Source organism: Pseudomonas sp. LBUM1649 (genome assembly GCF_059716155.1).
In genome coordinates this window covers 4,828,769-4,852,896 of sequence record NZ_CP166807.1, presented here as the reverse complement: position 1 = coordinate 4,852,896, position 24,128 = coordinate 4,828,769, and the positions used below count along the sequence as shown (strand labels likewise).

The following is a 24,128-nucleotide window of genomic DNA, read 5'->3' as shown; positions in this document are numbered from 1 at the left end:
AGTTTCCCTAACAAATTCAAGAATGCTGGAGACAAAAAATGGCCGAAGCAAAAGTACTCAGTGGCGCCGGGCTCCGTGGCCAGGTAGCCGGGCAAACCGCATTGTCCACCGTGGGCCAGTCGGGTGCCGGTCTGACCTATCGTGGCTACGACGTCCGCGAACTGGCGGCTGACGCACAATTTGAAGAAGTCGCATACCTGCTGCTGTACGGCGAACTGCCGACCAAGGCACAACTGGCGGCTTACATCACCAAACTGAGCAAGCTGCGTGACCTGCCGCAAGCGCTGAAAGAAGTGCTGGAACGCATCCCCGCCGACGCCCACCCGATGGACGTGATGCGCAGCGGTTGCTCGTTCCTGGGCAACCTGGAACCGGAGAACGACTTCTCCGAGCAGCACGACAAGACCGACCGGCTGCTGGCCGCGTTCCCGGCGATCATGACGTACTGGTATCACTTCAGCCACGAAGGCAAGCGCATCGATTGCGTGAGTGACGAGCAGTCCATCGGTGGTCACTTCCTGCACCTGCTGCACGGCAAGAAGCCGAGCGAGTTGCACGTCAAGGTGATGAACGTTTCGCTGATTCTCTACGCGGAGCACGAATTCAACGCCTCGACCTTCACCGCGCGCGTGTGTGCATCGACCCTGTCCGATCTGTATTCCTGCATCACCGCGGCCATCGGCTCGCTGCGCGGTCCGCTGCACGGCGGCGCCAACGAAGCGGCGATGGAAATGATCGAACGCTTCAGCTCGCCGGAAGACGCGATCAAAGGCACCCTCGGCATGCTCGAGCGCAAGGACAAGATCATGGGCTTCGGCCACGCGATCTATAAGGACAATGATCCGCGCAACGAGGTGATCAAGGGCTGGTCGAAAAAACTCGCCGACGAAGTGGGCGACAAGGTGTTGTTCCCTGTCTCCGAAGCCATCGACAAGACCATGTGGGAGCAGAAGAAGTTGTTCCCGAACGCCGACTTCTACCATGCCTCCGCGTACCACTTCATGGGCATCCCGACCAAGTTGTTCACACCGATCTTCGTCTGCTCGCGCCTGACCGGCTGGGCGGCCCACGTGTACGAACAGCGTGCCAACAACCGCATCATCCGCCCAAGCGCCGAGTACACCGGCGTCGAACAGCGCAAGTTCGTGCCAATCGAACAACGCTGAATGGTGGGGGCGGCTAACCGGGAACCTGTAGGAGCCGAGCTTGCTCGCGATGACGGACTGACATTCAACAATAATGTCGACTGTTACACCGCTATCGCGAGCAAGCTTTGCTCCTACAGGGATTTGTTTGAGTTCGAGCCCGGTGCCAGGCCCCACCTTTTGAAACTACCGTGACCCGAGTCCTGACCGATGAACACAGAATTCCGTAAATCGCTGCCCGGCAGCCACCTGGATTACTTCGACGTCCGCGCGGCGGTCGAGGCCATCCAGCCCGGCGCCTATGACACCCTGCCGTACACCTCCCGCGTGCTGGCGGAAAACCTGGTGCGTCGCTGCGACCCGGCCACGCTGACCGAATCCCTGAAGCAATTCATCGAGCGCAAACGCGATCTCGATTTCCCATGGTTCCCGGCCCGTGTGGTGTGCCACGACATTCTTGGCCAGACCGCGCTGGTGGACCTCGCCGGCCTGCGTGACGCCATCGCCCTGCAAGGCGGCGACCCGGCGCAAGTGAACCCGGTGGTGCCGACGCAACTGATCGTCGACCACTCCCTGGCCGTCGAGCGTGGTGGCTTCGATCCTGAGGCGTTCGAGAAGAACCGCGCTATCGAAGACCGTCGCAACGAAGACCGTTTCCACTTCATCAACTGGACCAAGAAGGCGTTCAAGAACGTCGACGTGATCCCGCCGGGCAACGGCATCATGCACCAGATCAACCTGGAGAAAATGTCTCCGGTGATCCAGGTGCGCGACGGCGTGGCGTTCCCTGATACCTGCGTCGGCACCGACAGCCACACCCCGCACGTCGATGCGCTGGGCGTGATCGCCATCGGTGTCGGTGGCCTGGAAGCCGAAAGCGTGATGCTTGGCCGCGCATCGTGGATGCGTCTGCCGGAAAGCGTCGGCGTCGAGCTCACCGGCAAGCTGCAACCAGGCATCACCGCCACCGACATGGTGCTGGCGCTGACCGAGTTCCTGCGCAAGCAAAAAGTCGTCGGTGCATGGCTGGAGTTCTTCGGCGAAGGCGCAGCGGCCCTGACCCTGGGTGACCGCGCGACCATTTCCAACATGGCCCCGGAGTACGGCGCCACCGCGGCGATGTTCTACATCGACCAGCAAACCATCGACTACCTCAAGCTCACTGGCCGTGAAGACGAGCAAGTGCAGCTGGTCGAGAACTACGCCAAGACCACGGGCCTGTGGGCCGACAGTTTGAAAGGCGCGCAATACGAGCGCGGCCTGACCTTCGATCTGTCCTCGGTGGTGCGCAACATGGCCGGCCCGAGCAACCCGCACGCCCGTGTGGCGGTTGCGGATCTGGCCGCCAAAGGCATTTCCGGCCAGTGGGACGATGTGCCGGGGCAAATGCCGGACGGCGCGGTGATCATCGCCGCCATCACCAGCTGCACCAACACCAGCAACCCGCGCAACGTGATCGCCGCTGGCCTGCTGGCGCGCAACGCCAACAAGCTCGGCCTGACCCGCAAGCCGTGGGTCAAATCGTCCCTGGCACCGGGCTCGAAAACTGTCGCGCTGTACCTGGATGAAGCTGGCCTGACCGATGAGCTGGAGCAACTCGGTTTCGGCGTCGTGGCCTTCGCCTGCACCACCTGCAACGGCATGTCCGGCGCTCTGGATCCGGTGATCCAGCAGGAAATCATCGACCGTGACCTGTACGCCACCGCCGTGTTGTCCGGTAACCGCAACTTCGACGGGCGGATTCACCCGTACGCCAAGCAGGCGTTCCTCGCCTCGCCGCCACTGGTGGTCGCATACGCCATCGCCGGGACCATCCGTTTCGACATCGAAAAAGATGTGCTGGGTGTGGTCGACGGCAAGGAAATCCGCCTGAAAGACATCTGGCCGAGCGACGAAGAAATTGATGCAGTGGTGAAAGCTTCGGTCAAGCCTGAGCAGTTCCGCCAGGTCTACATCCCGATGTTCGCCATCCATGAAGACACCGGTCCAAAGGTCGCGCCGCTGTACGACTGGCGCGAGATGAGCACCTACATCCGCCGTCCGCCGTACTGGGAAGGCGCACTGGCCGGCGCGCGTCCGCTCAAGGGTATGCGCCCGCTGGCGGTGCTGCCGGACAACATCACCACCGACCACCTGTCGCCATCGAACGCCATCATGCTCGACAGCGCCGCCGGCGAATACCTGGCGAAAATGGGCCTGCCGGAAGAGGACTTCAACTCCTACGCGACTCATAGGGGCGACCATTTGACCGCGCAGCGCGCGACCTTCGCCAACCCGAAACTGTTCAACGAAATGGTTCTGGAAAACGGCCAGGTCAAGCAGGGCTCCCTGGCCCGTGTCGAGCCGGAAGGTAAAGTGATGCGCATGTGGGAAGCCATCGAGACCTACATGGATCGCAAACAGCCGCTGATCATCATCGCAGGTGCCGACTACGGTCAGGGTTCGTCCCGCGACTGGGCAGCGAAGGGCGTGCGTCTGGCGGGTGTGGAAGCGATTGCCGCCGAAGGTTTCGAGCGCATTCACCGCACCAACCTGGTGGGCATGGGCGTGTTGCCGCTGGAGTTCAAACCGGGCACCAACCGCCACACCCTGGGCATCGACGGCAGTGAAACCTACGACGTGATCGGCGATCGCACACCGCGCGCCGACCTGACGCTGGTGATCCATCGCAAGAATGGCGAGCGCGTCGATGTGCCGGTGACCTGCCGCCTCGACACCGCTGAAGAAGTGTCGATCTACGAGGCGGGCGGCGTGCTGCAACGCTTCGCCCAGGACTTCCTCGAAGAATCGGCGGTTGCCGTCTAATACACGCAGCACGGACACGGGACTTTGAGTCCCGTGTCTGTTTCCAGCTAAGGAGTAGGAACACCATGGTTCACGCAGCTATTTTTCCAAAGCAAATAAGGATACCCGCTACTTACATGCGCGGCGGCACCAGCAAAGGCGTGTTCTTCAGCCTGCAGGATCTGCCTGAAGCAGCCCAGATTCCAGGCCCGGCCCGCGACGCACTGTTGCTTCGCGTGATCGGCAGCCCCGACCCGTACGACAAGCAAATCGACGGCATGGGCGGCGCGACGTCCAGCACCAGCAAAACCGTGATCCTGTCGAAAAGCATCAAGGCCGATCACGACGTCGACTACCTGTTCGGTCAGGTGTCGATCGACAAGCCGTTCGTCGACTGGAGCGGCAACTGCGGCAACCTGACCGCGGCGGTCGGTTCGTTCGCCATCAGCAACGGCCTGGTGGACGCCAGCCGCATCCCGCACAACGGCATTGCCGTGGTGCGCATATGGCAGGCCAACATCGGCAAGGCCATCATCGCCCACGTGCCGATCACCAACGGCGAAGTACAGGAAACCGGCGATTTCGAACTCGACGGTGTGACCTTCCCGGCGGCGGAAGTGCAGGTCGAGTTCCTCGATCCGGCAGCGGAAGAAGAGGGCGGTGGCGGTTCGATGTTCCCTACCGGCAACCTGGTGGATGACCTGGAAGTGCCTGGCGTCGGGACCTTCAAGGCAACGATGATCAACGCTGGCATCCCGACCATCTTCGTCAATGCCGAAGACATCGGCTACAAAGGTACCGAGTTGCAAGGCGCGATCAACGGCGATCCGAAAGCATTGCTGATGTTCGAAACTATCCGTGCCTACGGTGCACTGCGCATGGGCCTGATTTCCAACATCGACGAAGCGGCCAAACGGCAGCACACGCCGAAGGTGGCGTTCGTCGCCAAGCCGGCGGATTACGTGTCGTCCAGCGGCAAAGCGGTTGCGGCGGGCGATGTCGACCTGCTGGTGCGCGCGCTGTCCATGGGCAAGCTGCACCACGCGATGATGGGCACCGCTGCGGTGGCCATTGGCACGGCAGCGGCGATCTCCGGCACATTGGTAAACCTCGCGGCGGGCGGTGTAGAACGCAACGCGGTGCGCTTCGGGCATCCGTCGGGCACCTTGCGCGTGGGCGCTGAAGCCAGCCAGGTGAACGGCGATTGGACCGTGAACAAGGCCATCATGAGCCGTAGTGCGCGGGTGTTGATGGAAGGGTTTGTCCGCGTGCCGGGCGATTCTTTCTAAAATCACCCAAAACCCTGTGGGAGCGAGCTTGCTCGCGATGGGCCTGAGACCACCACGGGGTGTCAGGCCCCCAGCGTTATCATTAACGACCATCGCGAGCAAGCTCGCTCCTACAGGTGAATCGAACATGAGCGCCAACGTCGACCTCAACAACCGCCCCGACTACGACCAGGTCCTGCAGGACATTGCCGATTATGTCCTGAACTACAAAATCGAATCCCAGGAAGCCTTGGATACCGCCCGCAACTGCCTGATCGATACCCTCGGCTGTGGCTTGCTGGCCCTGCGTTTTCCCGAGTGCACCAAGCATCTGGGACCTGTGGTCGAAGGTACCGTCGTGCCGTTCGGCGCCCGGGTACCAGGCACCAGTTATCGACTCGATCCGGTCAAGGCCGCTTGGGATATCGGTTGCATCGTGCGCTGGCTCGACTACAACGACACCTGGCTCGCGGCCGAGTGGGGTCATCCGTCGGATAACCTCGGTGGTATTCTCGCGGTGGCCGATCACCTGTCGCAAAAGCGCCTGGCCAATGGCGAGGCGCCGCTGACCGTTCGCACGGTGCTTGAAGCGATGATCATCGCCCATGAGATTCAGGGCGTGATTGCGCTGGAAAACTCGTTCAATCGCGTCGGCCTCGATCACGTCATTCTGGTGAAAGTGGCGTCGACCGCGGTCACCGCCAAGTTGATGGGCGCCAACCGTGAGCAGTTGTTGTCGGCATTGTCCCATGCGTTCGCTGACGGCCAGGCATTGCGCACCTACCGTCATGCCCCGAATGCCGGGTCGCGCAAATCCTGGGCGGCGGGCGATGCGTCCAGTCGTGGTGTGCGCCTGGCGGACATCGCCATGCGTGGCGAGATGGGCATTCCCGGTGTGTTGAGTGCCAAACAATGGGGCTTCTACGACGTGCTGTTCAGCCACACCAACAACGACCTGTCGCTCAAGCCTGAAGACAAGCGCGGGTTCAGTTTCTCGCGGCCATACGGCAGTTATGTGATGGAAAACGTGCTGTTCAAGATCAGTTTTCCCGCCGAATTCCACGCGCAAACGGCCTGTGAAGCAGCGGTGACCCTGCACCCGCAAGTGCGCAATCGCCTGCACGAAATCGCCCGGATCGTCATCACCACCCATCAATCGGCGATCCGCATCATTTCCAAGGTCGGTCCGCTGGCCAATGCCGCCGACCGCGATCACTGTATTCAGTACATGACAGCGGTGCCACTGGCCTTCGGCAATCTGGTGGCCGAGTACTACGAAGATGTTTTTCACAAGGCGCATCCGATCATCGATGTGCTGCGCGACAAGATGGTCATTGTCGAAAACCCGGATTACACCCGTGAATACCTGGAAGCCGACAAGCGCTCGATCGCCAATGCCATTCAGGTGTTTTTCAAGGACGGCTCCAGCACCGAGAACGTGGTGGTGGAGTACCCGATCGGTCATCGTCGGCGCCGTGCCGATGGCATTCCGTTGCTGGAGGACAAGTTCAGGGCGAACCTGCTGACACGATTCACTGGTCAGCGTAGCGAGGAGATTTTTGCGTTGTGCAAGGATCAGGAAAAGTTAGAGGCGACAGCGGTGAACCGGTTTGTGGATTTGTTTGTAATCTGAGAGACCGCGTTATCGTTCAATCGCCAGCAGGCTAGCTCCCACAGTTGATTTTTGTTCACCGCAGATCAAATGTGGGAGCTAGCCTGCTAGCGATGAGGCCAGAACAGGCAATAGAGGGCTACTTGAAACGCCGCTCTACACCTTTTTCGACAAGAATCTTCGCGGAGATCTCCTCCACGGAAAAATGCGTGGAATTGATATTCGGAATGTTCTCGCGGCGAAACAGGTTTTCCACCTCGCGCACTTCGAACTCGCACTGGGCGTAGCTCGAATAGCGGCTGTTGGGCTTGCGCTCGTTGCGGATCGCGGTCAGGCGGTCCGGGTCGATGGTCAGGCCGAACAGCTTGTGCTGGTGGGCGCGCAGGGCGCTGGGCAGTTGCAGGCGCTCCATGTCGTCTTCGGTCAGCGGGTAATTGGCCGCGCGGATGCCGAATTGCATGGCCATGTACAGGCAGGTCGGGGTCTTGCCGCAGCGCGATACGCCGACCAGGATCAGGTCGGCCTTGTCGTAGTAATGCGTGCGGGCACCGTCGTCGTTGTCGAGGGCGAAGTTCACCGCCTCGATACGCTCCATGTAATTGGTGTTGGCACCGATGGAGTGGGATTTGCCCACGGTATAGGAAGAATGCTCGGTCAGTTCCTGTTCAAGCGGCGCCAGGAAGGTCGAGAAAATGTCGATCATGAAACCATTGGAAGTCGCGAGGATCTCACGAATGTCCTGATTGACGATGGTATCGAAGATAATCGGACGGAAACCGTCGGTTTCGGCGGCTTTGTTGATTTGTTGTACCATGGCTCGCGCTTTATCCACGCTGTCGATGTACGGCCGCGTGAATTTGCTGAAGGTAATGTTTTCGAACTGCGCCAGGAGGCTTTGACCCAGGGTTTCGGCAGTAATGCCGGTGCCATCGGAGATAAAGAAAGCAGATCGTTTCATTTGCACCTTGGGCCTTAAGCTAATGATCATTCTTGGATATGATAGGCGCGATTTGCCGGCCGCCAATGGCCCGCATTCTCACTTATTTTCCAGGTCCAGGCCATACAACTGGCAAACGCTCCCCTGAGCAGCCGGTTTCTGAGCTTTTCCAACACAGTTAGTGGAGAGATCACCTTGGTAGAGTACGTAGTTTCCCTCGATAAGCTCGGCAAACACGATGTTGAGCATGTGGGGGGCAAGAACGCATCCCTGGGCGAGATGATCAGCAACCTTGCAGGTGCCGGTGTATCGGTACCCGGTGGCTTCGCCACGACCGCTCAGGCTTATCGCGACTTCCTGGAACTGAGCGGCCTGAACGATCAGATCCATGCTGCCCTCGACGCCCTGGACGTCGACGATGTCAACGCCCTGGCCAAGACCGGTGCCCAGATCCGTCAATGGATCATGGAAGCCGAGTTCCCCGAGAAGCTCAACGCCGAAATCCGCACCGCGTTCGCTGCGCTGTCCGCCGGCAACCCCGACGTGGCCGTGGCCGTGCGTTCTTCCGCCACCGCCGAAGACTTGCCGGACGCTTCTTTCGCCGGTCAGCAGGAAACTTTCCTGAACATCCGTGGTGTCGAGAACGTCATTCGCGCCGCCAAGGAAGTGTTTGCCTCCCTTTTCAACGATCGCGCGATTTCCTACCGCGTGCATCAGGGCTTCGACCACAAGTTGGTAGCCCTGTCGGCCGGCGTACAACGCATGGTCCGCTCCGAAACCGGCACCGCCGGCGTGATGTTCACCCTCGATACCGAATCGGGCTTCCGTGACGTGGTGTTCATCACCGGCGCCTACGGCCTGGGTGAAACCGTCGTGCAGGGCGCGGTGAACCCGGATGAATTCTATGTCCACAAAGGTACGCTGGAAGCCGGTCGCCCGGCGATCCTGCGCCGCAACCTGGGCAGCAAGGCCATCAAGATGATCTACGGCGACGAGGCCAAGGCCGGTCGTTCGGTCAAGACCGTCGACGTCGACAAGGCCGACCGCGCGCGTTTCTGCCTGACCGACGCCGAAGTCAGCGAGCTGGCCAAGCAGGCGATGATTATCGAGAAGCACTACCAGTGCCCGATGGACATCGAATGGGCCAAGGACGGTGACGACGGCAAGCTGTACATCGTGCAGGCCCGTCCGGAAACCGTGAAGAGCCGTACCCAGGCCAACGTCATGGAACGTTACCTGTTGAAAGAAACCGGCACCGTGCTGGTGGAAGGCCGTGCCATTGGCCAGCGCATCGGCGCCGGCAAGGTCCGCATCATCAAGGACGTGTCCGAGATGGACAAGGTCCAGCCAGGCGACGTACTGGTGTCCGACATGACCGACCCGGACTGGGAACCGGTCATGAAGCGCGCCAGCGCCATCGTCACCAACCGTGGTGGCCGTACCTGCCACGCGGCGATCATTGCCCGTGAACTGGGTATCCCGGCGGTAGTCGGTTGCGGCAACGCCACCCAGTTGTTGAAAGACGGCCAGGGCGTGACCGTTTCCTGCGCTGAAGGCGACACCGGTTTCATCTTCGAAGGCGAACTGGGCTTCGACATCAAGAAGAACTCCGTGGATGCCATGCCGGATCTGCCGTTCAAGATCATGATGAACGTCGGCAACCCGGACCGCGCCTTCGACTTCGCACAGCTGCCGAACGCCGGTGTGGGCCTGGCCCGCCTGGAGTTCATCATCAATCGCATGATCGGTGTTCACCCGAAAGCGCTGTTGAACTACGACGGCCTGCCACAGGACATCAAGGACAGCGTCGACAAGCGTATCGCCGGTTACGACGATCCGGTTGGCTTCTATGTCGACAAATTGGTCGAAGGCATCAGCACCCTCGCTGCTGCGTTCACTCCGAAAAAGGTCATCGTGCGTTTGTCGGACTTCAAGTCCAACGAATACGCCAACCTGATCGGCGGCAAGCTCTACGAGCCGGAAGAAGAAAACCCGATGCTGGGCTTCCGTGGCGCCTCGCGTTACATCAGCGAGTCGTTCCGCGACTGCTTCGAGCTCGAGTGCCGCGCCCTCAAGCGCGTGCGCAACGAGATGGGCCTGACCAATGTCGAAATCATGGTGCCGTTCGTCCGTACCCTGGGCGAAGCCAGCCAGGTCATCGACCTGTTAGCAGAGAACGGTCTGAAGCGCGGCGAAAATGGCCTTCGCATTATCATGATGTGCGAACTGCCGTCCAACGCGATCCTGGCTGAAGAGTTCCTCGAATTCTTCGACGGTTTCTCCATCGGCTCCAACGACCTGACCCAGCTGACCCTGGGCCTGGACCGTGACTCCGGGATCATCGCGCACCTGTTCGACGAGCGTAACCCGGCGGTCAAGAAGCTGCTGGCCAACGCCATTGCCGCCTGCAACAAGGCTGGCAAGTACATCGGCATCTGCGGCCAGGGCCCTTCGGACCACCCGGACCTGGCCAAGTGGCTGATGGAGCAGGGCATCGAAAGCGTTTCGTTGAACCCCGATTCCGTACTGGAAACCTGGTTCTTCCTGGCTGAGGGTCAGGCGCAGGCTTGATGGTGTGAACGGGCCGCTCACATGCCTTTGTAGGAGCGAGCATGCTCGCGATGGACGTCAACGATAACGCGTTTGTCCTGGATGAACATGGTGTCTTGAAGTTTTTCGCGAGCATGCTCGCTCCTACAGGGATGGGTTGGCCCGTTTTGAGATCCAAGTAGGGCGGGCTCCACCTGGATGCCGCCCTTTTTTGTGCAAGAGATTATGCAAAGCAGCAGCGACCTTTTTCCTGTCGCCCTGATCAGCGCCGAGCGGCGCGGCGATCTGAGCGAAGATGTCTACCGGTTGAAACCCGGTAACAGCCCCGACGGCACCGTAGAACTGGCGGTGACGCGCCTCGGCATGGCTGATGAACCGGCATCCCGTGGCGTGCCGGTGATCCTGTTGCACGGCAGTTTTTCCAATCGACGCTTCTGGTTCTCCCCCAAGGGGCTGGGCCTGGGTGCTTTTCTGACGCGCCTGGGGTTCGATGTCTGGATTGCGGAAATGCGCGGTCACGGCCTGTCCCAGCGCAACCAGAATTATCGCAAGAACCGTGTTGCCGACTATGCGCGTTACGATCTGCCAGCCATTGGCGCGTTCGTGCGCGAGCAAAGCGGCCAGGTCCCGCACTGGATCGGCCATTCGCTGGGCGGCATTACCCTGGCGGCCGCGCTGGGTGGCGAATACATTGGCGAACCCGTGGTCGCGTCCGCGGCGTTCTTTGGCACGCAAGTCAGCCGCACCTACTGGCCGCTGAAGATTCCACCGGTGGAATGGAGCGGTCGTTTCCTCCTCAAGCGCTTTGCCCAGCTGTCCGGTTCACGGCTCAAGCGTGGCCCGGAGGACGAGCCGATCGGCCTGGCCCTGGAAAGCATGCGCTGGTACGGCCTGTTCGGGCGCTTTGGCGATGCCGACAAGGACTGGTGGGCGGGCCTGGCGGAGGTCAGGATGCCGGTGCTGGCGGTGAGCGCCGCAGGCGATCACCAGGACCCGGCCTGGGCTTGCCGCAAGTTGTTTGATCAAGTGGGTTCCGAGCACAAGCAATTTATTAACCTGGGACGCGAGCAGGGTTTTGCCGATAATTTCGGTCATGTGGAAATGTTGGTCAGCAAAGCCGCCCAGGCTGAAGTCTGGCCGTTGGTCGCTCGCTGGCTGGCGGATCAGCACACGCCGTTGCTCGGTGATAAAGCGGATTTGGCCAAGGCGATCTAAGCTGGACGCTCTATCAAGGGCATTTCGCTCTTGTCGGCTTGCGGCTAAGATATGACGCATTGAGCTGTTCTGGTCATTTTCCGTGACTGAATCAGTAGTGATGTTCGTGCTTTCTTCCTCTTTACAGGAGTTTCTCGATGAACCATTACCTCACGCCTGACCTGTGCGACGCCTACCCGGAGCTGGTGCAGGTGCTGGAACCGATGTTCAGCAATTTTGGCGGCCGGGATTCCTTCGGCGGCGAGATCGTGACCATCAAGTGCTTCGAAGACAACTCGCTGGTCAAGGAGCAAGCAGAGCTCAAGGGTAATGGCAAAGTGTTGGTAGTCGATGGTGGTGGCTCCCTGCGCCGTGCGTTGCTGGGCGATATGATCGCCGAGAAAGCCGCGAAAAACGGCTGGGAAGGGCTGGTGATATACGGTTGCATCCGTGACGTCGACGTCATCGCGCAAACCGATCTGGGGGTTCAGGCATTGGCCAGCCACCCGATGAAAACCGACAAGCGCGGTATTGGCGACCTGAATGTTGCCGTGACCTTCGCCGGCGTGACCTTTCATCCCGGCCACTACATCTATGCGGACAACAACGGCGTGATCATCTCGCCGAGCCCACTTGCAATGCCTGAGTAAGCTTTGGCCGACTTTTTTGAAGAATGGAATGCGGATGTTCGAGGAAGAAAACGCGCAGTGGGGGCTGGTACATGCCCTGGTGCTGGACGGTAAAGGCGGTGCGCGTTCGATAGCCCGGACAGAACTCGACGAATTGCAGCTGCAGGCCCACGAAAGCCTGTGGCTGCACTGGGATCGCAGTCACCCGCAGACCCAGACCTGGCTGCGCAAGTCCAGCGGCCTGAGTGAGTTCAGCTGCGACCTCTTGCTGGAAGAAAACACCCGTCCGCGTCTTCTACAGCTTTCAGACAGCGAACTGCTGCTATTTTTGCGTGGGGTAAACCTTAATCCGGGTGCCGAGCCTGAAGACATGGTGTCGGTGCGCATCTTTGGCTCCGCCCAGCGGGTGATATCCCTGCGTTTGCGCCCGTTGCGCGCCACCGAAGAGCTGCTGGTGCAACTCGAGGAGGGCAAGGGGCCGAAAACCGCCTCCGAACTCATTCTCTACATGGCGCAGTACCTCACCAACAAGGTGCAGGATCTGGTGAGATGCCTCTCTGAAGTGGTCGATGAAGAAGAGGAAAGGCTGGATTCAGACGAACGGTATACGCCCGAGCACGATGCCGTTTTACAGATCCGGCGCCGGGCTGCTGCGTTGAAGCGGTTTCTCGCTCCGCAGCGGGACATTTTCGGTCAGCTGACGCGGATCAAATTGCCTTGGTTTGTAGAGGATGACGGGGATTATTGGAACGAATTGAACAACAGCCTGACCCGCTATCTAGAGGAGCTTGAGTTAACGCGGGAGCGCGTGGGGCTGGTCCTGGAGACTGAAGACCGACGATTGAGCGTGCGCATGAACCGCACCATGTATCGCTTCGGCATCGTCACCGGGATTTTTTTGCCGATGAGTTTTCTGGCCGGTCTTTTGGGGATCAACGTCGGAGGCATTCCATTTTCAGAAAGCCCCTATGGATTCCTCGTCGCCTGCCTGCTGATGATCTCGGTGGCGCTCGGGCAGTGGTGGTTATTCCGACGTTTGCGCTGGGTTTGAACGTGCGCCATGTGACCCGGGCAAATTTGACCGCGTCTTTCACAGACATCACGAGAGGTGCGTATGCACGATCCGTTTGAACAGTCTTTGCGTGACATGCTCAAGGCATCACCGTCCACCCGGGACGACGATGCGTGCCTGGGGCGTGTCCTGAAAACCGCCAATCGCCAGGTCGGCGCCGGTGATTTGTTCAGCCTGCTGGGCCGCTGGTTGCCCGCCCTGATGATCGCCCTCAATAACGGCTCGGCCCATGTCACGCCGGTCTCCCGTCTACGTAAACCTACCGCTCGCACTGCTGATAAGGCTGATTGAATATGGAACTTGATCTCTGGACACAGAGCCTCGTCACTGCAATGACTGCGTTATGGACCAAGGTTGCGAACTTCATTCCGAATCTGTTCGGCGCACTGGTCGTGCTCCTGCTCGGTTTTGTCGTGGCCAAGCTGCTGGACACCCTGCTGTCCAAATTGCTCGCCAAACTGGGTCTGGATCGCCTGATGGGCGGCACCGGTTTGACCAAATTGTTGTCCCGCGCCGGACTTCAAGTGCCCATTTCGACGCTGATCGGTAAAATCGTTTATTGGTTCGTTCTGCTGATTTTTCTGGTTTCTGCCGCAGAATCCCTTGGACTTGAGCGAGTTTCAGCTACGCTGGATATGCTTGCGTTGTATTTGCCGAAAGTATTCGGCGCGGCGCTGGTGCTGCTGGTGGGTGTCTTGCTGGCGCAATTGGCTAATGGGCTGGTGCGCGGTGCGGCAGAAGGCGTAGGCCTGGACTACGCTTCGGGGCTTGGGAGAATTGCCCAGGGCCTGGTGATCATCATCAGTATCTCGGTCGCGATCAGTCAGTTGGAGGTCAAGACTGACCTGCTCAACCACGTGATCGTGATCGTTTTGATTACCGTTGGTCTGGCGGTTGCGCTGGCCATGGGGCTTGGAAGCCGGGAAATTGCCGGTCAGATTCTTGCGGGAATCTATGTGCGTGAGTTGTACCAGGTTGGGCAACAAGTGCGAGTTGGAGAGGTCGAAGGGCAGATCGAAGAGATCGGCACGGTTAAAACTACATTGCTGACCGATGAGGGTGAGCTAGTCTCTCTTTCCAATCGGATCCTCCTCGAGCAGCATGTGAGTAGCCGCTAACCCGGCAAACCCTGCTAATGTATGCCGCCGCAAAAATGCCGCCTGATGCTGGCTGCGGCGGACATTGACCTGACTGTCGGCACGACTTGTTTTGAATAAAGCCCAATCGCTATCCATGCGCTACGACCCCCGCGAGCTCTCTGATGAGGAGTTGGTCGCGCGCTCGCATACCGAGCTGTTTCACGTAACGCGCGCCTATGAAGAACTGATGCGGCGTTACCAACGAACATTATTTAACGTCTGTGCACGGTATCTCGGGAACGATCGCGACGCTGATGATGTCTGTCAGGAGGTCATGTTGAAGGTGCTGTACGGCCTGAAGAACTTCGAGGGCAAATCGAAGTTCAAGACATGGCTATATAGCATCACGTACAACGAGTGCATTACGCAGTATCGGAAGGAACGGCGAAAGCGTCGCTTGATGGACGCATTGAGTCTTGACCCCCTCGAGGAAGCGTCCGAAGAAAAGGCGCCGAAACCCGAAGAGAAGGGTGGACTTGATCGCTGGTTAGTGTATGTGAACCCGATTGACCGCGAAATTCTGGTGCTACGATTTGTCGCAGAGCTGGAGTTTCAGGAGATCGCAGACATCATGCACATGGGCTTGAGCGCAACAAAGATGCGGTACAAACGCGCTCTAGATAAATTGCGTGAGAAATTTGCAGGCATTGCTGAAACTTAGTTCGGCGCAAATATCTCTTACGTGTAGGCAAGTTCTGATAGACTTGCCGCCGAGTTGTCCCCCGGTTTGCGGGACTGCTTCACAATCACCAGATGGGGATTTAACGGATGAAACTGAAAAACACCTTGGGCTTGGCCATTGGTTCTCTTATTGCCGCCACTTCGATCGGCGCTCTGGCACAGGGCCAAGGCGCAGTTGAAATCGAAGGCTTCGCAAAGAAAGAGTACTATGACAGCGACCGTAACTTCAAAAACGACGGCAATCTGTTCGGTGGTTCTGTTGGTTACTTCCTGACCGACGACGTTGAACTGCGTCTGGCTTACGACGAAGTCCACAACGTGCGTTCCGACTCTGGCCAGAACATCAAAGGCGCGGACACCGCCCTGGATGCTCTGTACCACTTCAACAACCCAGGCGACATGGTGCGTCCGTATGTCTCGGCCGGTTTCTCCGACCAGAGCATCGACCAGAACGGTTCGAACGGTCGTAACCGTTCCACCTTCGCCAACGTTGGCGGCGGCGCCAAGCTGTACTTCACCGACAACTTCTACGCCCGTGCCGGCGTTGAAGCTCAATACAACATCGACCAGGGCAACACTGAGTGGGCTCCTAGCGTCGGTATCGGTGTGAACTTCGGTGGCGGCTCCAAGCCTGCTCCTGCTCCAGTTGCAGCACCAGAAGTCTGCTCCGACAGCGACAACGATGGCGTGTGCGACAACGTTGACAAGTGCCCGGATACCCCAGCCAACGTAACCGTTGACGCTGATGGCTGCCCAGCAGTTGCTGAAGTTGTTCGTGTAGAGCTGGACGTGAAATTCGACTTCGACAAGTCGGTAGTCAAGCCTAACAGCTACGGCGACATCAAAAACCTCGCTGACTTCATGAAGCAGTACCCATCCACCAGCACCACTGTTGAAGGTCACACTGACTCCGTCGGTCCTGACGCTTACAACCAGAAACTGTCCGAGCGTCGTGCAAACGCCGTTAAGCAGGTTCTGACCAACCAGTACGGTGTTGAATCGTCCCGCGTTCAGTCTGTTGGCTACGGCGAATCCCGCCCAGTTGCTGACAACGCTACTGACGCTGGCCGTGCTGTAAACCGTCGCGTAGAAGCGCAGGTTGAAGCTCAAGGTAAGTAATTACCCCGTAGCTCCGAGAAAAGCCCGGCTCAGGCCGGGCTTTTCTTTGTCTGCGATTTGAGGAATTGTGTGGTGACTTGAAAAAATCGTCCGAACGCGGCCCGAACCTGCGGCAGCTCCTACAGGGATTTGCGCAGGACCAATGGAGCTGCCGCAGGCTGCGATCTTTTGATCTGTTCGCTGGCCGCGACAGCGCCGATGACCAATATGGCCGGGCTTTTCAGCTCAAAGGCGTAGGCATCTTCCTCCATGGCTGTCAGATCGCTCCTGCATTCCCTCTGATGGGGCAGTGAAGCGTTTTCGATCATCGCCACCGGCGTGTCCGCCGCCATCCCGCCGGTTAACAGCTGCTTGCGGATTTCGCTGAGTTTGGCCACACCCATGTAGATCACCAGGGTCGTACCGCCCTGGGCCAGTGCCTGCCAGTTCAGGCTGCTGCCGTCCTGGGTATGGGCGGTGACCAGTGTCACGCCGCGCGCCACACCGCGCAGGGTCAGCGGAATTTCGCATTGCGTGGCGCCCGCGAGCCCGGCAGTGATGCCATTGACCAGCTCGACCTCAACCCCGCGCTCGCGCAACCACTGAGCCTCTTCGCCACCACGCCCGAAAATGCACGGGTCACCCCCTTTGAGCCGCACCACACATTTGCCCTGCCGGGCGTAACGCAGCATCAGGCGATGGATGAACGCTTGCGGCGTGGAGCGGCAACCACCGCGTTTGCCCACCGCAATGATCCGTGCCTCAGGGCAGTGTTCGAGTATCGCGCCATTGACCAGGTCATCAATCAGCACCACGTCCGCTTCTTTCAATGCGCGCACCGCCTTGAGGGTCAGCAATTCAGGATCACCGGGTCCCGCACCCACCAGCCAGACTTTTGCGTTCATAGTGTTTTTCCTCACGAAATGACGATGATCGGTTTTAAAGGCAATGCAGGCTCAGCCATGGAACACCAGAAACAGCAACGCCAGGTTCGCCAGCAGCGACAGCAGTGCCAATGTCCGCCATACCTTCAGCGGTTCGCGCTCCAGCAACGGCCTGGGGCGTACGCTTAAACTGCGTCGTTCGCCCTGTTCCAGCAGCCGCAACCATTCCTCGGCAGTTTCAAAGCGCTGAGCCGGGTCTGCAGCAACCGCGCGTTCCAGGCTTTGCGCCAGCCATTCCGGCAGGTCGGGGCGGTAGCGACTGGCACTGACCGGAACGCCGAACCGGGGGCGCTGAAAGGCTTCGATTTCACCGTAGGGAAAATGCCCGGTAAGCAGAAAATACAAAGTCACCCCCACCGCATACAGGTCCTGTTGCGGCGTCGGTGCATCACCGCGGAAGGCTTCCGGGGCGATATAGCTGGGGGTTCCAGGCAGGGTGCTGGGTTGATCTTCAGACAGGCCGGGGCAGTAGGCGAGGCCGAAATCCAGCAGGCGCAATTCGCCGTCGTCCCCTGACAGCAGGTTCTGCGGCTTGATATCGCGATGGAGGATCTGCCGTCGATGCAGCATGCCGACCGCTCGCAGCAGGCGTTCAGCCACGTCCTGCCATTGGGCCAGGGGCATGGGGCCGATCTGTTCATGCAGTTGCGCCAGTGTCGAACCCGAATACTCACGCATCACGTAGTACAGGTGCTGACGCTGGCTGGCCGCATGCACTTCGGGAAAGTGCCGCCCGGCCACGCGTTTGAGGAACCATTCTTCGGACAGCAACGCTTGCCCGGCCTGATGATCGTCATGCAGGCGTGCGGGCAAGGTTTTCAGCAGCCAGGGTTGCTGCTGGCTGTCGCGTACCCGATAGAGCAACGATTGCTGGCTTTGGCCGAGAATGCCTTCAATCTGCCAGCCCTCGAAAACCTGGCCCGGTTTCAGTGCCGGGGGCAGCGGCCATTGCTGCAGATGGATCAATGCATCGCCGATATTCGCTTCACCCAGGGCATCGACCCGCACCAGCAGTGCGCTGGCGTTATCCTGGCTGCCCGCCAGGTGCGCGGCGTTAACCAGGGTTTGCGCGGCGCTGTCCAGGTCAGGTTGATCCCGCAGGATCGCCGCAATGGCGGTGTCGCCCAAGACCGCCCAGACACCGTCGCTGAGCAGCACAAAGCTTTCATCGATGCGCAATTCGCCGTCGAGAAAGTCCAGCACCAGGTGCTGATCCAGTCCCAGTGCACGCTTGAGTACATGTTGCATGCCCGGTTGGTCCCAGACGTGATCTTCGCTGACCCGCTGCAACTGCTCGGCGTGCCAGCGATACACCCGGCAATCGCCGACATGGGCCAAGGTAAAACGCCGGCCGCGCAGGATCAGGGCGCTGACGGTGGTCAGCAGCGGCTGGCCTGCGCCGTTGGCCTGCAGCCAGCGGTTTTGCGCCAGCAGCAAGCGATCCAGCGCCTGGGCAACCCCCCAGGTTTCCGGAGTGGCGTAGTAGTCCAGCGCCAAGGCCTGCAAGGTCGAGCGAGCCGCCAGGCCACCGTCGGCGCACTGGCTGACGCCATCAGCGATGGCGAACAGGTAGCCCTTGCTGGCTGCCAGCGCCGGGGCCGGCGTGACGAGGCGCAAGGCATCCTGATTCTCTTCGCGCGGACCGATGGCGCTGGCTTGCGCGAAACTCAGTTGCAGGCTCATGACGGCGTCAGACCCGTGCAGCCGTCACGGCGGCCGAACCCCAGGTGGTCCTCCAGCGGCGTTTTACGCCATGCAGGCCGAACCAGGCGAGAACCCCCAGGCTGGCGAACAACCACAGTGCCATCTGGTAGCTGCCGGTGCTCTGCTTGATCGCACCCATACCTGCCGCCAGGGCAAACCCACCGATGCCGCCGGCCATGCCGATCAGGCCGGTCATGACGCCGATCTCGCGACGGAAACGCTGTGGCACCAACTGGAATACCGCACCGTTGCCTGCACCCAAACCGAGCATGGTGCACACAAACAGGGCCAGCGCGGCATAGGAACTGGGCAAGTTGAAACCGACGGCAGCGATACAGATGGCCGCCACGGTGTACATCGCGAGCAGGGTGCGAATGCCACCGAAACGATCGGCCAGGGCTCCGCCCAGCGGACGCATCAGGCTACCGCCGAACACACAGGCTGCCGTGTAGTAACCGGCGGTGACCGGACTCAGGCCGTACTGGTCGTTGAAGTAACCGGGCAGGGCGCTGGCCAGGCCAATGAAGCCACCGAAGGTCACGCTGTAGAAAAACATGAACCACCAGCTGTCGCGGTCGCCCAACGCCTTGAAGTAGTCGGCCATCGACTTGGCTTTCGGCCGCTCAGGCGCGTTTTTGGCCAGCCAGGCGAAGACGATCAGCGTCAGGATCAACGGGATCAGCGCGAAGCCGAACACGTTGCTCCAGCCAACGGCACCCGCCAGGACCGGTGCAATCAGCGCTGCGAGTACGGTGCCGGAGTTTCCGGCCCCGGCGATGCCCATGGCTTTGCCCTGATGCTGAGGTGGATACCACTGCGATGCCAGGGGCAGGGCGACGGCGAAGGAGGCGCCGGCCATGCCGAGGAACAGCCCCAGCAGCAACGCTTGCTCGTAGCTGTGGATGCCGAGTTTCCAGGCACCGAACAACGCACAGATGACGATCACCTGGCCGATCAGGCCGGCGGTCTTGGGTGACAGGCGATCAGCCAGCATCCCCATCGCAAAGCGCAGTACCGCCCCGGCCAGAATCGGCGTGGCCACCACCAGCCCGCGTTGTTGGGTGGTCAGGTGCAGGTCGCCGGCGATCTGCACGGCCAGCGGGCCGAGCAGGTACCACACCATGAAACTCAGGTCGAAATAGAGGAAGGCCGCGAACAGTGTCGGGGTATGGCCGGATTTCCAGAAGCTTGAATTCATCGCGCACCTCAGCTGATAGGAGTCTCGAACGGGGGCCAAAACAAAAAAACGCCGCCACCTGATTCGCCATGGGGCAAATGAGGTGAGCGACGTCTTTGTCGTAGGTGGGGGCAACCGCCGTTGGTTACCTGTGGTGATTACCTAGCCAGATCTGTGCCAACAGGCGGGGACCGAGTAACGGCCAATCGCGAGCAAGCTTTGCTCCTACAGGTCAGTGGTGAACCTTGAACTGCCCCCCAAAAGTTGGACACCGATCCTGACTTTTGGGGGTGTTTCCATGGGCAAGTATTCCGTGCAGTTCAAAATCACAGCCATTAAGGCCTACATCAACGGCGACGATGGGTTTCGCAGAATCGCCAATCGCTACTCGATTGATTGCAGTCTCCTGCGACGCTGGGTTGCCGCTTTTCAAGTCCATGGCAGTGCGGGTCTGCGAGCGAATGGTCACCACTACAGTGCGGCGTTCAAGCGTTCGGTCGTTGAATGTATGCGCAAAGAACGACTTTCCTTGGTGCTCCACTCCGACCAGGGTTGGCAATACCAACAGCCCCGATACCAGCATGCCCTGAAGGATCGAGGCATAAAGCAAAGCATGTCGAGAAAGGGGAACTGCTTGGACAATGCGGTGATAGAGAGCTTTTTCGGAACACTGAAGTCGGAGTTTTTCTACCTCAACCGTTTTGAAAGCATAGAAGAACTGCAAACGGGCCTGGACAAGTACATCCGTTACTACAACCATGACCGAATCAAATCGAAGCTCGGCGGACTGAGCCCTGTGGAATACAGAACACGATCCGCTGGCTAGCGACAAAGACCGTCCAACATTTGGGGGTCAGTTCAACCTTGTAGGAGCAAAGCTTGCTCGCGATGGCGTCCTTTCAGGCGCTATAGGGGTTCAGCCGAGCAACTCACTCATGGCAATAATCTGTTCCGCCACCTGGATCAGCTTCTGCTGGCGGCTCATCGCCTGGCGACGCATCAGGGTGTAGGCCTCTTCTTCGTTGCAGTCCTTCATCTTCATCAGCAGTCCTTTGGCCAATTCGATGCGCTTGCGCTCGGCCAATTGCTGGTCACGGGCGTGCAGTTGGGCGCGCAGGGCCTGGTCGCTTTCGAAGCGCGCCATGGCCACGTCGAGAATCGGTTGCAGGCGCTGTGCGTGAATGCCTTCGACGATGTAGGCACTGACCCCGGACTTGATCGCCTGGCGCATCACATCGGGGTCGTGTTCGTCGGTAAACATCACAATTGGCCGTGGCTGGTCGCGGCTGACCAGTACCACTTGCTCCATGACATCGCGGCTCGGTGACTCGGTATCGATCAGGATCACGTCCGGGCGCACCGTTTCGACGCGCTCGGGCAGGTCGATGGTCAGCCCGGATTCGTCGATGACCTCGAAACCGGCCTCGGTCAGGGCGGCTTTCAAGCGGCCGACTTTTTTCGCGGTGTCGTTGATCAGCAGGATACGCAACATGTCTGCAGTCTCCTGTCAGCGGCTGGCGAGAAGTGGCGAGCTGTCGCTCATGGCGTGCAACTTGAAGCTGCGGGCGTAACCGGCCGGGTCCGAACCGTCCCAGACCTTGCCGTCGATCAACTGGCTGCTGCGCATCTCATTGCCTGGGGCGGCGATACCGACGGCGCCGGCGGCTTCACGGTATAAGTCTAGTTGTTGCACCTGGCGGGCAACGGCGAGGTAATCGGGGTCGTCGCGCAACAGGCCCCAGCGACGGAACTGGGTCATGAACCACATGCCATCGGACAGGTAGGGCAGGTTGACCGCCCCCTCTCCATGGAAGCGCAGCGCGTGCGGGTCTTGCCATTCGTTGCCGAGGCCGTCGGCATAGTCACCCAGCAGCCGCGGTTCGATGCACGGCAGCGGCGCATCGAGGTACTGCGGTGCGCTGAGCAATTGCGCGGTACTGCGGCGATTCTCGGTGCTGTCGTCGATGAAGCGGCTGGCTTCGAGGATCGCCATCACCAGCGCACGGGCGGTGTTGGGGTATTGCTCGACGAAGGCGCGAGTACAGCCGAGGACTTTTTCCGGATGGTCCGGCCAGATGGCCTGGGACGTGGACATGGTAAAGCCGAGGTGCTGCTTCACCGCGCTGTCGGCCCAGGGCTCGCCGACGCAGAAACCGTCGATACGCCCGGCTTGCAGGTGCGCAACCATCTGCGGTGGCGGCACCACCACGCTGTCGACATCGTGCAGCGGATGAATGCCCTGGCTCGCCAGCCAGTAGTACAACCACATGGCATGGGTGCCGGTGGGAAAGGTCTGGGCGAAGGTCAGTTTTGGGCGAGTTTGGTGCACGTGACGGTCCAGTGCTTCAGGACTGGTCACGCCGACGGCCTGCAAGCCGTGGGAGAGATTGATGCTCTGGCCGTTCTGGTTCAGGCTCATGAGCACCGCCATGTCGGTGGGGGCGACACCACCGATGCCCAGATGCACGGCGTAGATCAAGCCGTAGAGGCTGTGGGCGGCGTCGAGTTCGCCGCTGACCAGTTTGTCCCGCAGGTTGGCCCAGGACGACTGGCGCTTGAGGTTCAAGGTCAGCCCGTAGGGCTGGGCGAAGCCCTGGGTCGCGGCCACCACCACCGAAGCGCAGTCGCTCAAGGCCATGAAGCCGAGGTTGATTTCGGTCTTTTCCGGGGCATCGCTGCCATTTACCCAGGCCAAGGGGCCGGTTGAGGGTTCGTTCATCGATTTCGCACCTTCCAAAAAAAACGTCGTCCCGGACCCCGTATGAGCTGGGCCGGCTGACGACGCCATTGTCCTGGCACGCATTCCGCCGTTGGCCTGCGTGCTGATGCCTGTGCTGGTGCAAGGCATATGCCATCGCCCTATGATTTTGTCGCGCGCCTCGCTTGCGACCCCGATGCGCGGGTATAATCGCCGCCTCATTTCGCCGCCAATCGAGTCAACCCCGCCCATGTACACCCTGGCCCGTCAACTGTTGTTCAAACTTTCCCCGGAAACCTCCCACGATCTGTCCCTGGACCTGATCGGCGCGGGCGGGCGTCTGGGGCTCAACGGTTTGCTGTGCAAGTCTCCGGCAAAACTGCCGGTGAATGTCATGGGCCTGGACTTCCCGAACCCGGTGGGCCTGGCCGCCGGCCTGGACAAGAATGGCGCGGCCATCGATGGCTTTGCGCAACTGGGTTTTGGTTTTGTCGAAATCGGCACCATCACCCCGCGTGCGCAACCGGGCAATCCGAAACCCCGGTTGTTCCGGCTGCCGGAGGCCGAGGCGATCATCAACCGCATGGGCTTCAACAACCTTGGCGTCGATCACCTGCTGGCCCGCGTTGCGGCCGCCAAGTACAAGGGCGTGCTGGGCATCAATATCGGCAAGAACTTCGACACCCCGGTCGAGCGCGCGGTGGACGACTACCTGATCTGCCTGGACAAGGTCTACGCCCACGCCAGCTATGTGACGGTCAACGTCAGCTCGCCCAATACCCCGGGCCTGCGCAGCCTGCAATTCGGTGACTCGCTCAAGCAGCTGCTGGCTGACCTCGCCACGCGTCGGGCAGAACTGGCGCTGCGTCACGGCAGGCACGTGCCGCTGGCGATCAAGATCGCGCCGGACATGACCGACGAAGAAACCGCGCAGGTCGCACAGGCGTTGATCGAAACCGGGATGGACGCGGTCATCGCCACCAACACCACCTTGAGTCGCGTGGGTGTTGAAGGCATGGAACATGGTGACGAGGCGGGCGGTCTGTCCGGCGCACCGGTGCGTGACAAGAGCACGCACACCGTGAAGGTGCTGGCTTCGGAACTGGGCGGTCGCTTGCCGATCATCGCGGCGGGCGGCATCACCGAAGGCCGGCACGCGGCGGAGAAAATCAACGCGGGTGCGAGCCTGGTGCAGATCTACTCGGGCTTTATCTACAAGGGCCCGGCCCTGATTCGTGAATCTGTGGATGCCATCGCTGCCCTGCGCTAATACGATGGCGAGGGCTTTTGTGGCGAAGGGATTCATCTGTGGCGAGGGGATTCATCCCCGTTCGGCGGCGAAGCCGTCGCAAAACCTGCTTGCGAGGTTTGACTGAAGAAAGCAGGGGGCCGCTTCGCGACCCAACGGGGATAAATCCCCTCGCCACAAGGTGCCTCAGCGTTAGTGTTTTCAAGGCATAAAAAAGGGCCCCTTCAAAGGAGCCCCTGGGCCGTAG

The 24,128-nt window shown here is 60.1% G+C and carries 19 protein-coding genes and 3 pseudogenes; 15 read left to right on the top strand and 7 right to left on the bottom strand.

Annotation, left to right across the window (positions count from 1 at the left end):
- Positions 1-38 precede the first annotated feature (38 nt).
- From prpC to prpF, 3 genes are all read left to right on the top strand, one after another.
- On the top strand, positions 39-1,166 hold the full coding sequence (prpC, locus tag ACA058_RS22345; RefSeq protein ID WP_497635938.1) for a bifunctional 2-methylcitrate synthase/citrate synthase: 1,128 nt from the start codon (positions 39-41) through the stop codon (positions 1,164-1,166).
- A 189-nt stretch (positions 1,167-1,355) separates the two neighbouring features.
- The gene (gene acnD / locus ACA058_RS22340) at positions 1,356-3,950 is read left to right on the top strand and encodes a Fe/S-dependent 2-methylisocitrate dehydratase AcnD (RefSeq protein ID WP_497635937.1); all 2,595 of its coding nucleotides are present in this window, start codon (positions 1,356-1,358) and stop codon (positions 3,948-3,950) included.
- Between the two features lie 65 nt (positions 3,951-4,015).
- Entirely contained in the window at positions 4,016-5,218 is a 1,203-nt protein-coding gene (gene prpF, locus ACA058_RS22335; RefSeq protein ID WP_497635936.1) for a 2-methylaconitate cis-trans isomerase PrpF, read from the top strand.
- Here prpF and ACA058_RS22330 read toward each other — a convergent pair.
- Positions 5,216-5,347 (bottom strand): annotated as a pseudogene (locus ACA058_RS22330) (outer membrane lipoprotein carrier protein LolA); the annotation flags it as partial. The gene prpF and the pseudogene ACA058_RS22330 sit on opposite strands and share 3 nt — an antisense overlap.
- On the opposite strand from ACA058_RS22330, the gene prpD reads away from it, so the two are divergent.
- The gene (gene prpD, locus ACA058_RS22325; RefSeq protein WP_497635935.1) at positions 5,346-6,830 is read left to right on the top strand and encodes a 2-methylcitrate dehydratase; all 1,485 of its coding nucleotides are present in this window, start codon (positions 5,346-5,348) and stop codon (positions 6,828-6,830) included. The pseudogene ACA058_RS22330 and the gene prpD sit on opposite strands and share 2 nt — an antisense overlap.
- Positions 6,831-6,948: 118 nt before the next feature.
- On the opposite strand, the gene ppsR is transcribed toward prpD, so the two are convergent.
- Entirely contained in the window at positions 6,949-7,767 is an 819-nt protein-coding gene (gene ppsR / locus ACA058_RS22320) for a posphoenolpyruvate synthetase regulatory kinase/phosphorylase PpsR (protein ID WP_008061720.1), read from the bottom strand.
- Between the two features lie 174 nt (positions 7,768-7,941).
- Here ppsR and ppsA point away from each other — a divergent pair, with 174 nt between their 5' ends.
- The 8 genes from ppsA (at position 7,942) to ACA058_RS22280 (ending at position 16,130) form a co-directional block, all read left to right on the top strand.
- Positions 7,942-10,317 carry a phosphoenolpyruvate synthase gene (gene ppsA, locus ACA058_RS22315; RefSeq protein WP_497635934.1) on the top strand — a complete coding sequence of 792 codons (2,376 nt, stop codon included), beginning with the start codon at positions 7,942-7,944 and terminating at the stop codon, positions 10,315-10,317.
- Positions 10,318-10,521: 204 nt separating this feature from the next.
- Positions 10,522-11,511: an alpha/beta fold hydrolase gene (locus ACA058_RS22310; RefSeq protein WP_497635933.1), complete on the top strand. Its 990-nt coding sequence runs from the start codon at positions 10,522-10,524 to the stop codon at positions 11,509-11,511.
- A 137-nt stretch (positions 11,512-11,648) separates the two neighbouring features.
- Positions 11,649-12,140 (top strand): ribonuclease E activity regulator RraA, encoded by a 492-nt coding sequence (rraA, locus tag ACA058_RS22305; protein ID WP_046053152.1) that lies wholly within the window; start codon positions 11,649-11,651, stop codon positions 12,138-12,140.
- Positions 12,141-12,174: 34 nt separating this feature from the next.
- Positions 12,175-13,170 (top strand): divalent cation transporter CmaX, encoded by a 996-nt coding sequence (gene cmaX, locus ACA058_RS22300; RefSeq protein WP_497635932.1) that lies wholly within the window; start codon positions 12,175-12,177, stop codon positions 13,168-13,170.
- A 63-nt stretch (positions 13,171-13,233) separates the two neighbouring features.
- Positions 13,234-13,482, top strand: a complete 249-nt coding sequence (locus tag ACA058_RS22295) for a CrfX protein (protein ID WP_207263654.1) — start codon at positions 13,234-13,236, stop codon at positions 13,480-13,482.
- A gap of 2 nt (positions 13,483-13,484) precedes the next feature.
- Positions 13,485-14,309, top strand: coding sequence for a mechanosensitive ion channel family protein (locus tag ACA058_RS22290; protein ID WP_008048604.1), 825 nt, complete (start codon positions 13,485-13,487; stop codon positions 14,307-14,309).
- Between the two features lie 91 nt (positions 14,310-14,400).
- The gene (gene sigX, locus ACA058_RS22285) at positions 14,401-14,991 is read left to right on the top strand and encodes an RNA polymerase sigma factor SigX (protein WP_075949123.1); all 591 of its coding nucleotides are present in this window, start codon (positions 14,401-14,403) and stop codon (positions 14,989-14,991) included.
- A gap of 107 nt (positions 14,992-15,098) precedes the next feature.
- Positions 15,099-16,130, top strand: a complete 1,032-nt coding sequence (locus tag ACA058_RS22280; protein WP_497635929.1) for an OmpA family protein — start codon at positions 15,099-15,101, stop codon at positions 16,128-16,130.
- Positions 16,131-16,249: 119 nt separating this feature from the next.
- Here the strand turns inward: ACA058_RS22280 and cobA are convergent, their stop codons facing one another.
- The 3 genes from cobA to ACA058_RS22265 are packed head-to-tail and all read right to left on the bottom strand — an operon-like array spanning position 16,250 to position 19,955.
- Positions 16,250-17,014 carry a uroporphyrinogen-III C-methyltransferase gene (gene cobA, locus ACA058_RS22275; RefSeq protein ID WP_497635928.1) on the bottom strand — a complete coding sequence of 255 codons (765 nt, stop codon included), beginning with the start codon at positions 17,012-17,014 and terminating at the stop codon, positions 16,250-16,252.
- Between the two features lie 51 nt (positions 17,015-17,065).
- On the bottom strand, positions 17,066-18,736 hold the full coding sequence (locus ACA058_RS22270) for a bifunctional protein-serine/threonine kinase/phosphatase (protein ID WP_497635927.1): 1,671 nt from the start codon (positions 18,734-18,736) through the stop codon (positions 17,066-17,068).
- A gap of 7 nt (positions 18,737-18,743) precedes the next feature.
- The gene (locus ACA058_RS22265; RefSeq protein ID WP_497635926.1) at positions 18,744-19,955 is read right to left on the bottom strand and encodes a nitrate/nitrite transporter; all 1,212 of its coding nucleotides are present in this window, start codon (positions 19,953-19,955) and stop codon (positions 18,744-18,746) included.
- Between the two features lie 277 nt (positions 19,956-20,232).
- Here ACA058_RS22265 and ACA058_RS22260 point away from each other — a divergent pair.
- Positions 20,233-20,382: pseudogene (locus ACA058_RS22260) on the top strand (transposase); the annotation flags it as partial.
- A gap of 27 nt (positions 20,383-20,409) precedes the next feature.
- Positions 20,410-20,760, top strand: a pseudogene (locus ACA058_RS22255) (transposase); the annotation flags it as partial.
- A gap of 90 nt (positions 20,761-20,850) precedes the next feature.
- On the opposite strand, the gene ACA058_RS22250 reads toward ACA058_RS22255, so the two are convergent.
- Positions 20,851-21,426: an ANTAR domain-containing response regulator gene (locus tag ACA058_RS22250; RefSeq protein WP_008056396.1), complete on the bottom strand. Its 576-nt coding sequence runs from the start codon at positions 21,424-21,426 to the stop codon at positions 20,851-20,853.
- Between the two features lie 15 nt (positions 21,427-21,441).
- Positions 21,442-22,653 carry a CmpA/NrtA family ABC transporter substrate-binding protein gene (locus tag ACA058_RS22245; protein WP_497635925.1) on the bottom strand — a complete coding sequence of 404 codons (1,212 nt, stop codon included), beginning with the start codon at positions 22,651-22,653 and terminating at the stop codon, positions 21,442-21,444.
- A gap of 229 nt (positions 22,654-22,882) precedes the next feature.
- Here ACA058_RS22245 and ACA058_RS22240 point away from each other — a divergent pair, with 229 nt between their 5' ends.
- On the top strand, positions 22,883-23,902 hold the full coding sequence (locus ACA058_RS22240) for a quinone-dependent dihydroorotate dehydrogenase (RefSeq protein ID WP_497635924.1): 1,020 nt from the start codon (positions 22,883-22,885) through the stop codon (positions 23,900-23,902).
- Positions 23,903-24,128 lie beyond the last annotated feature (226 nt).

Excerpts from the sequence above, each read along its gene's own strand:
- prpC (WP_497635938.1), top strand. The coding sequence starts at position 39 with ATGGCCGAAGCAAAAGTACTCAGTGGCGCCGGGCTCCGTGGCCAGGTA.
- acnD (WP_497635937.1), top strand. The coding sequence starts at position 1,356 with ATGAACACAGAATTCCGTAAATCGCTGCCCGGCAGCCACCTGGATTAC.
- prpF (WP_497635936.1), top strand. The coding sequence starts at position 4,016 with ATGGTTCACGCAGCTATTTTTCCAAAGCAAATAAGGATACCCGCTACT.
- prpD (WP_497635935.1), top strand. The coding sequence starts at position 5,346 with ATGAGCGCCAACGTCGACCTCAACAACCGCCCCGACTACGACCAGGTC.
- ppsR (WP_008061720.1), bottom strand. The coding sequence starts at position 7,767 with ATGAAACGATCTGCTTTCTTTATCTCCGATGGCACCGGCATTACTGCC.
- ACA058_RS22310 (WP_497635933.1), top strand. The coding sequence starts at position 10,522 with ATGCAAAGCAGCAGCGACCTTTTTCCTGTCGCCCTGATCAGCGCCGAG.
- rraA (WP_046053152.1), top strand. The coding sequence starts at position 11,649 with ATGAACCATTACCTCACGCCTGACCTGTGCGACGCCTACCCGGAGCTG.
- cmaX (WP_497635932.1), top strand. The coding sequence starts at position 12,175 with ATGTTCGAGGAAGAAAACGCGCAGTGGGGGCTGGTACATGCCCTGGTG.
- ACA058_RS22295 (WP_207263654.1), top strand. The coding sequence starts at position 13,234 with ATGCACGATCCGTTTGAACAGTCTTTGCGTGACATGCTCAAGGCATCA.
- ACA058_RS22290 (WP_008048604.1), top strand. The coding sequence starts at position 13,485 with ATGGAACTTGATCTCTGGACACAGAGCCTCGTCACTGCAATGACTGCG.
- ACA058_RS22280 (WP_497635929.1), top strand. The coding sequence starts at position 15,099 with ATGAAACTGAAAAACACCTTGGGCTTGGCCATTGGTTCTCTTATTGCC.
- cobA (WP_497635928.1), bottom strand. The coding sequence starts at position 17,014 with ATGAACGCAAAAGTCTGGCTGGTGGGTGCGGGACCCGGTGATCCTGAA.
- ACA058_RS22270 (WP_497635927.1), bottom strand. The coding sequence starts at position 18,736 with ATGAGCCTGCAACTGAGTTTCGCGCAAGCCAGCGCCATCGGTCCGCGC.
- ACA058_RS22265 (WP_497635926.1), bottom strand. The coding sequence starts at position 19,955 with ATGAATTCAAGCTTCTGGAAATCCGGCCATACCCCGACACTGTTCGCG.
- ACA058_RS22250 (WP_008056396.1), bottom strand. The coding sequence starts at position 21,426 with ATGTTGCGTATCCTGCTGATCAACGACACCGCGAAAAAAGTCGGCCGC.
- ACA058_RS22245 (WP_497635925.1), bottom strand. The coding sequence starts at position 22,653 with ATGAACGAACCCTCAACCGGCCCCTTGGCCTGGGTAAATGGCAGCGAT.
- ACA058_RS22240 (WP_497635924.1), top strand. The coding sequence starts at position 22,883 with ATGTACACCCTGGCCCGTCAACTGTTGTTCAAACTTTCCCCGGAAACC.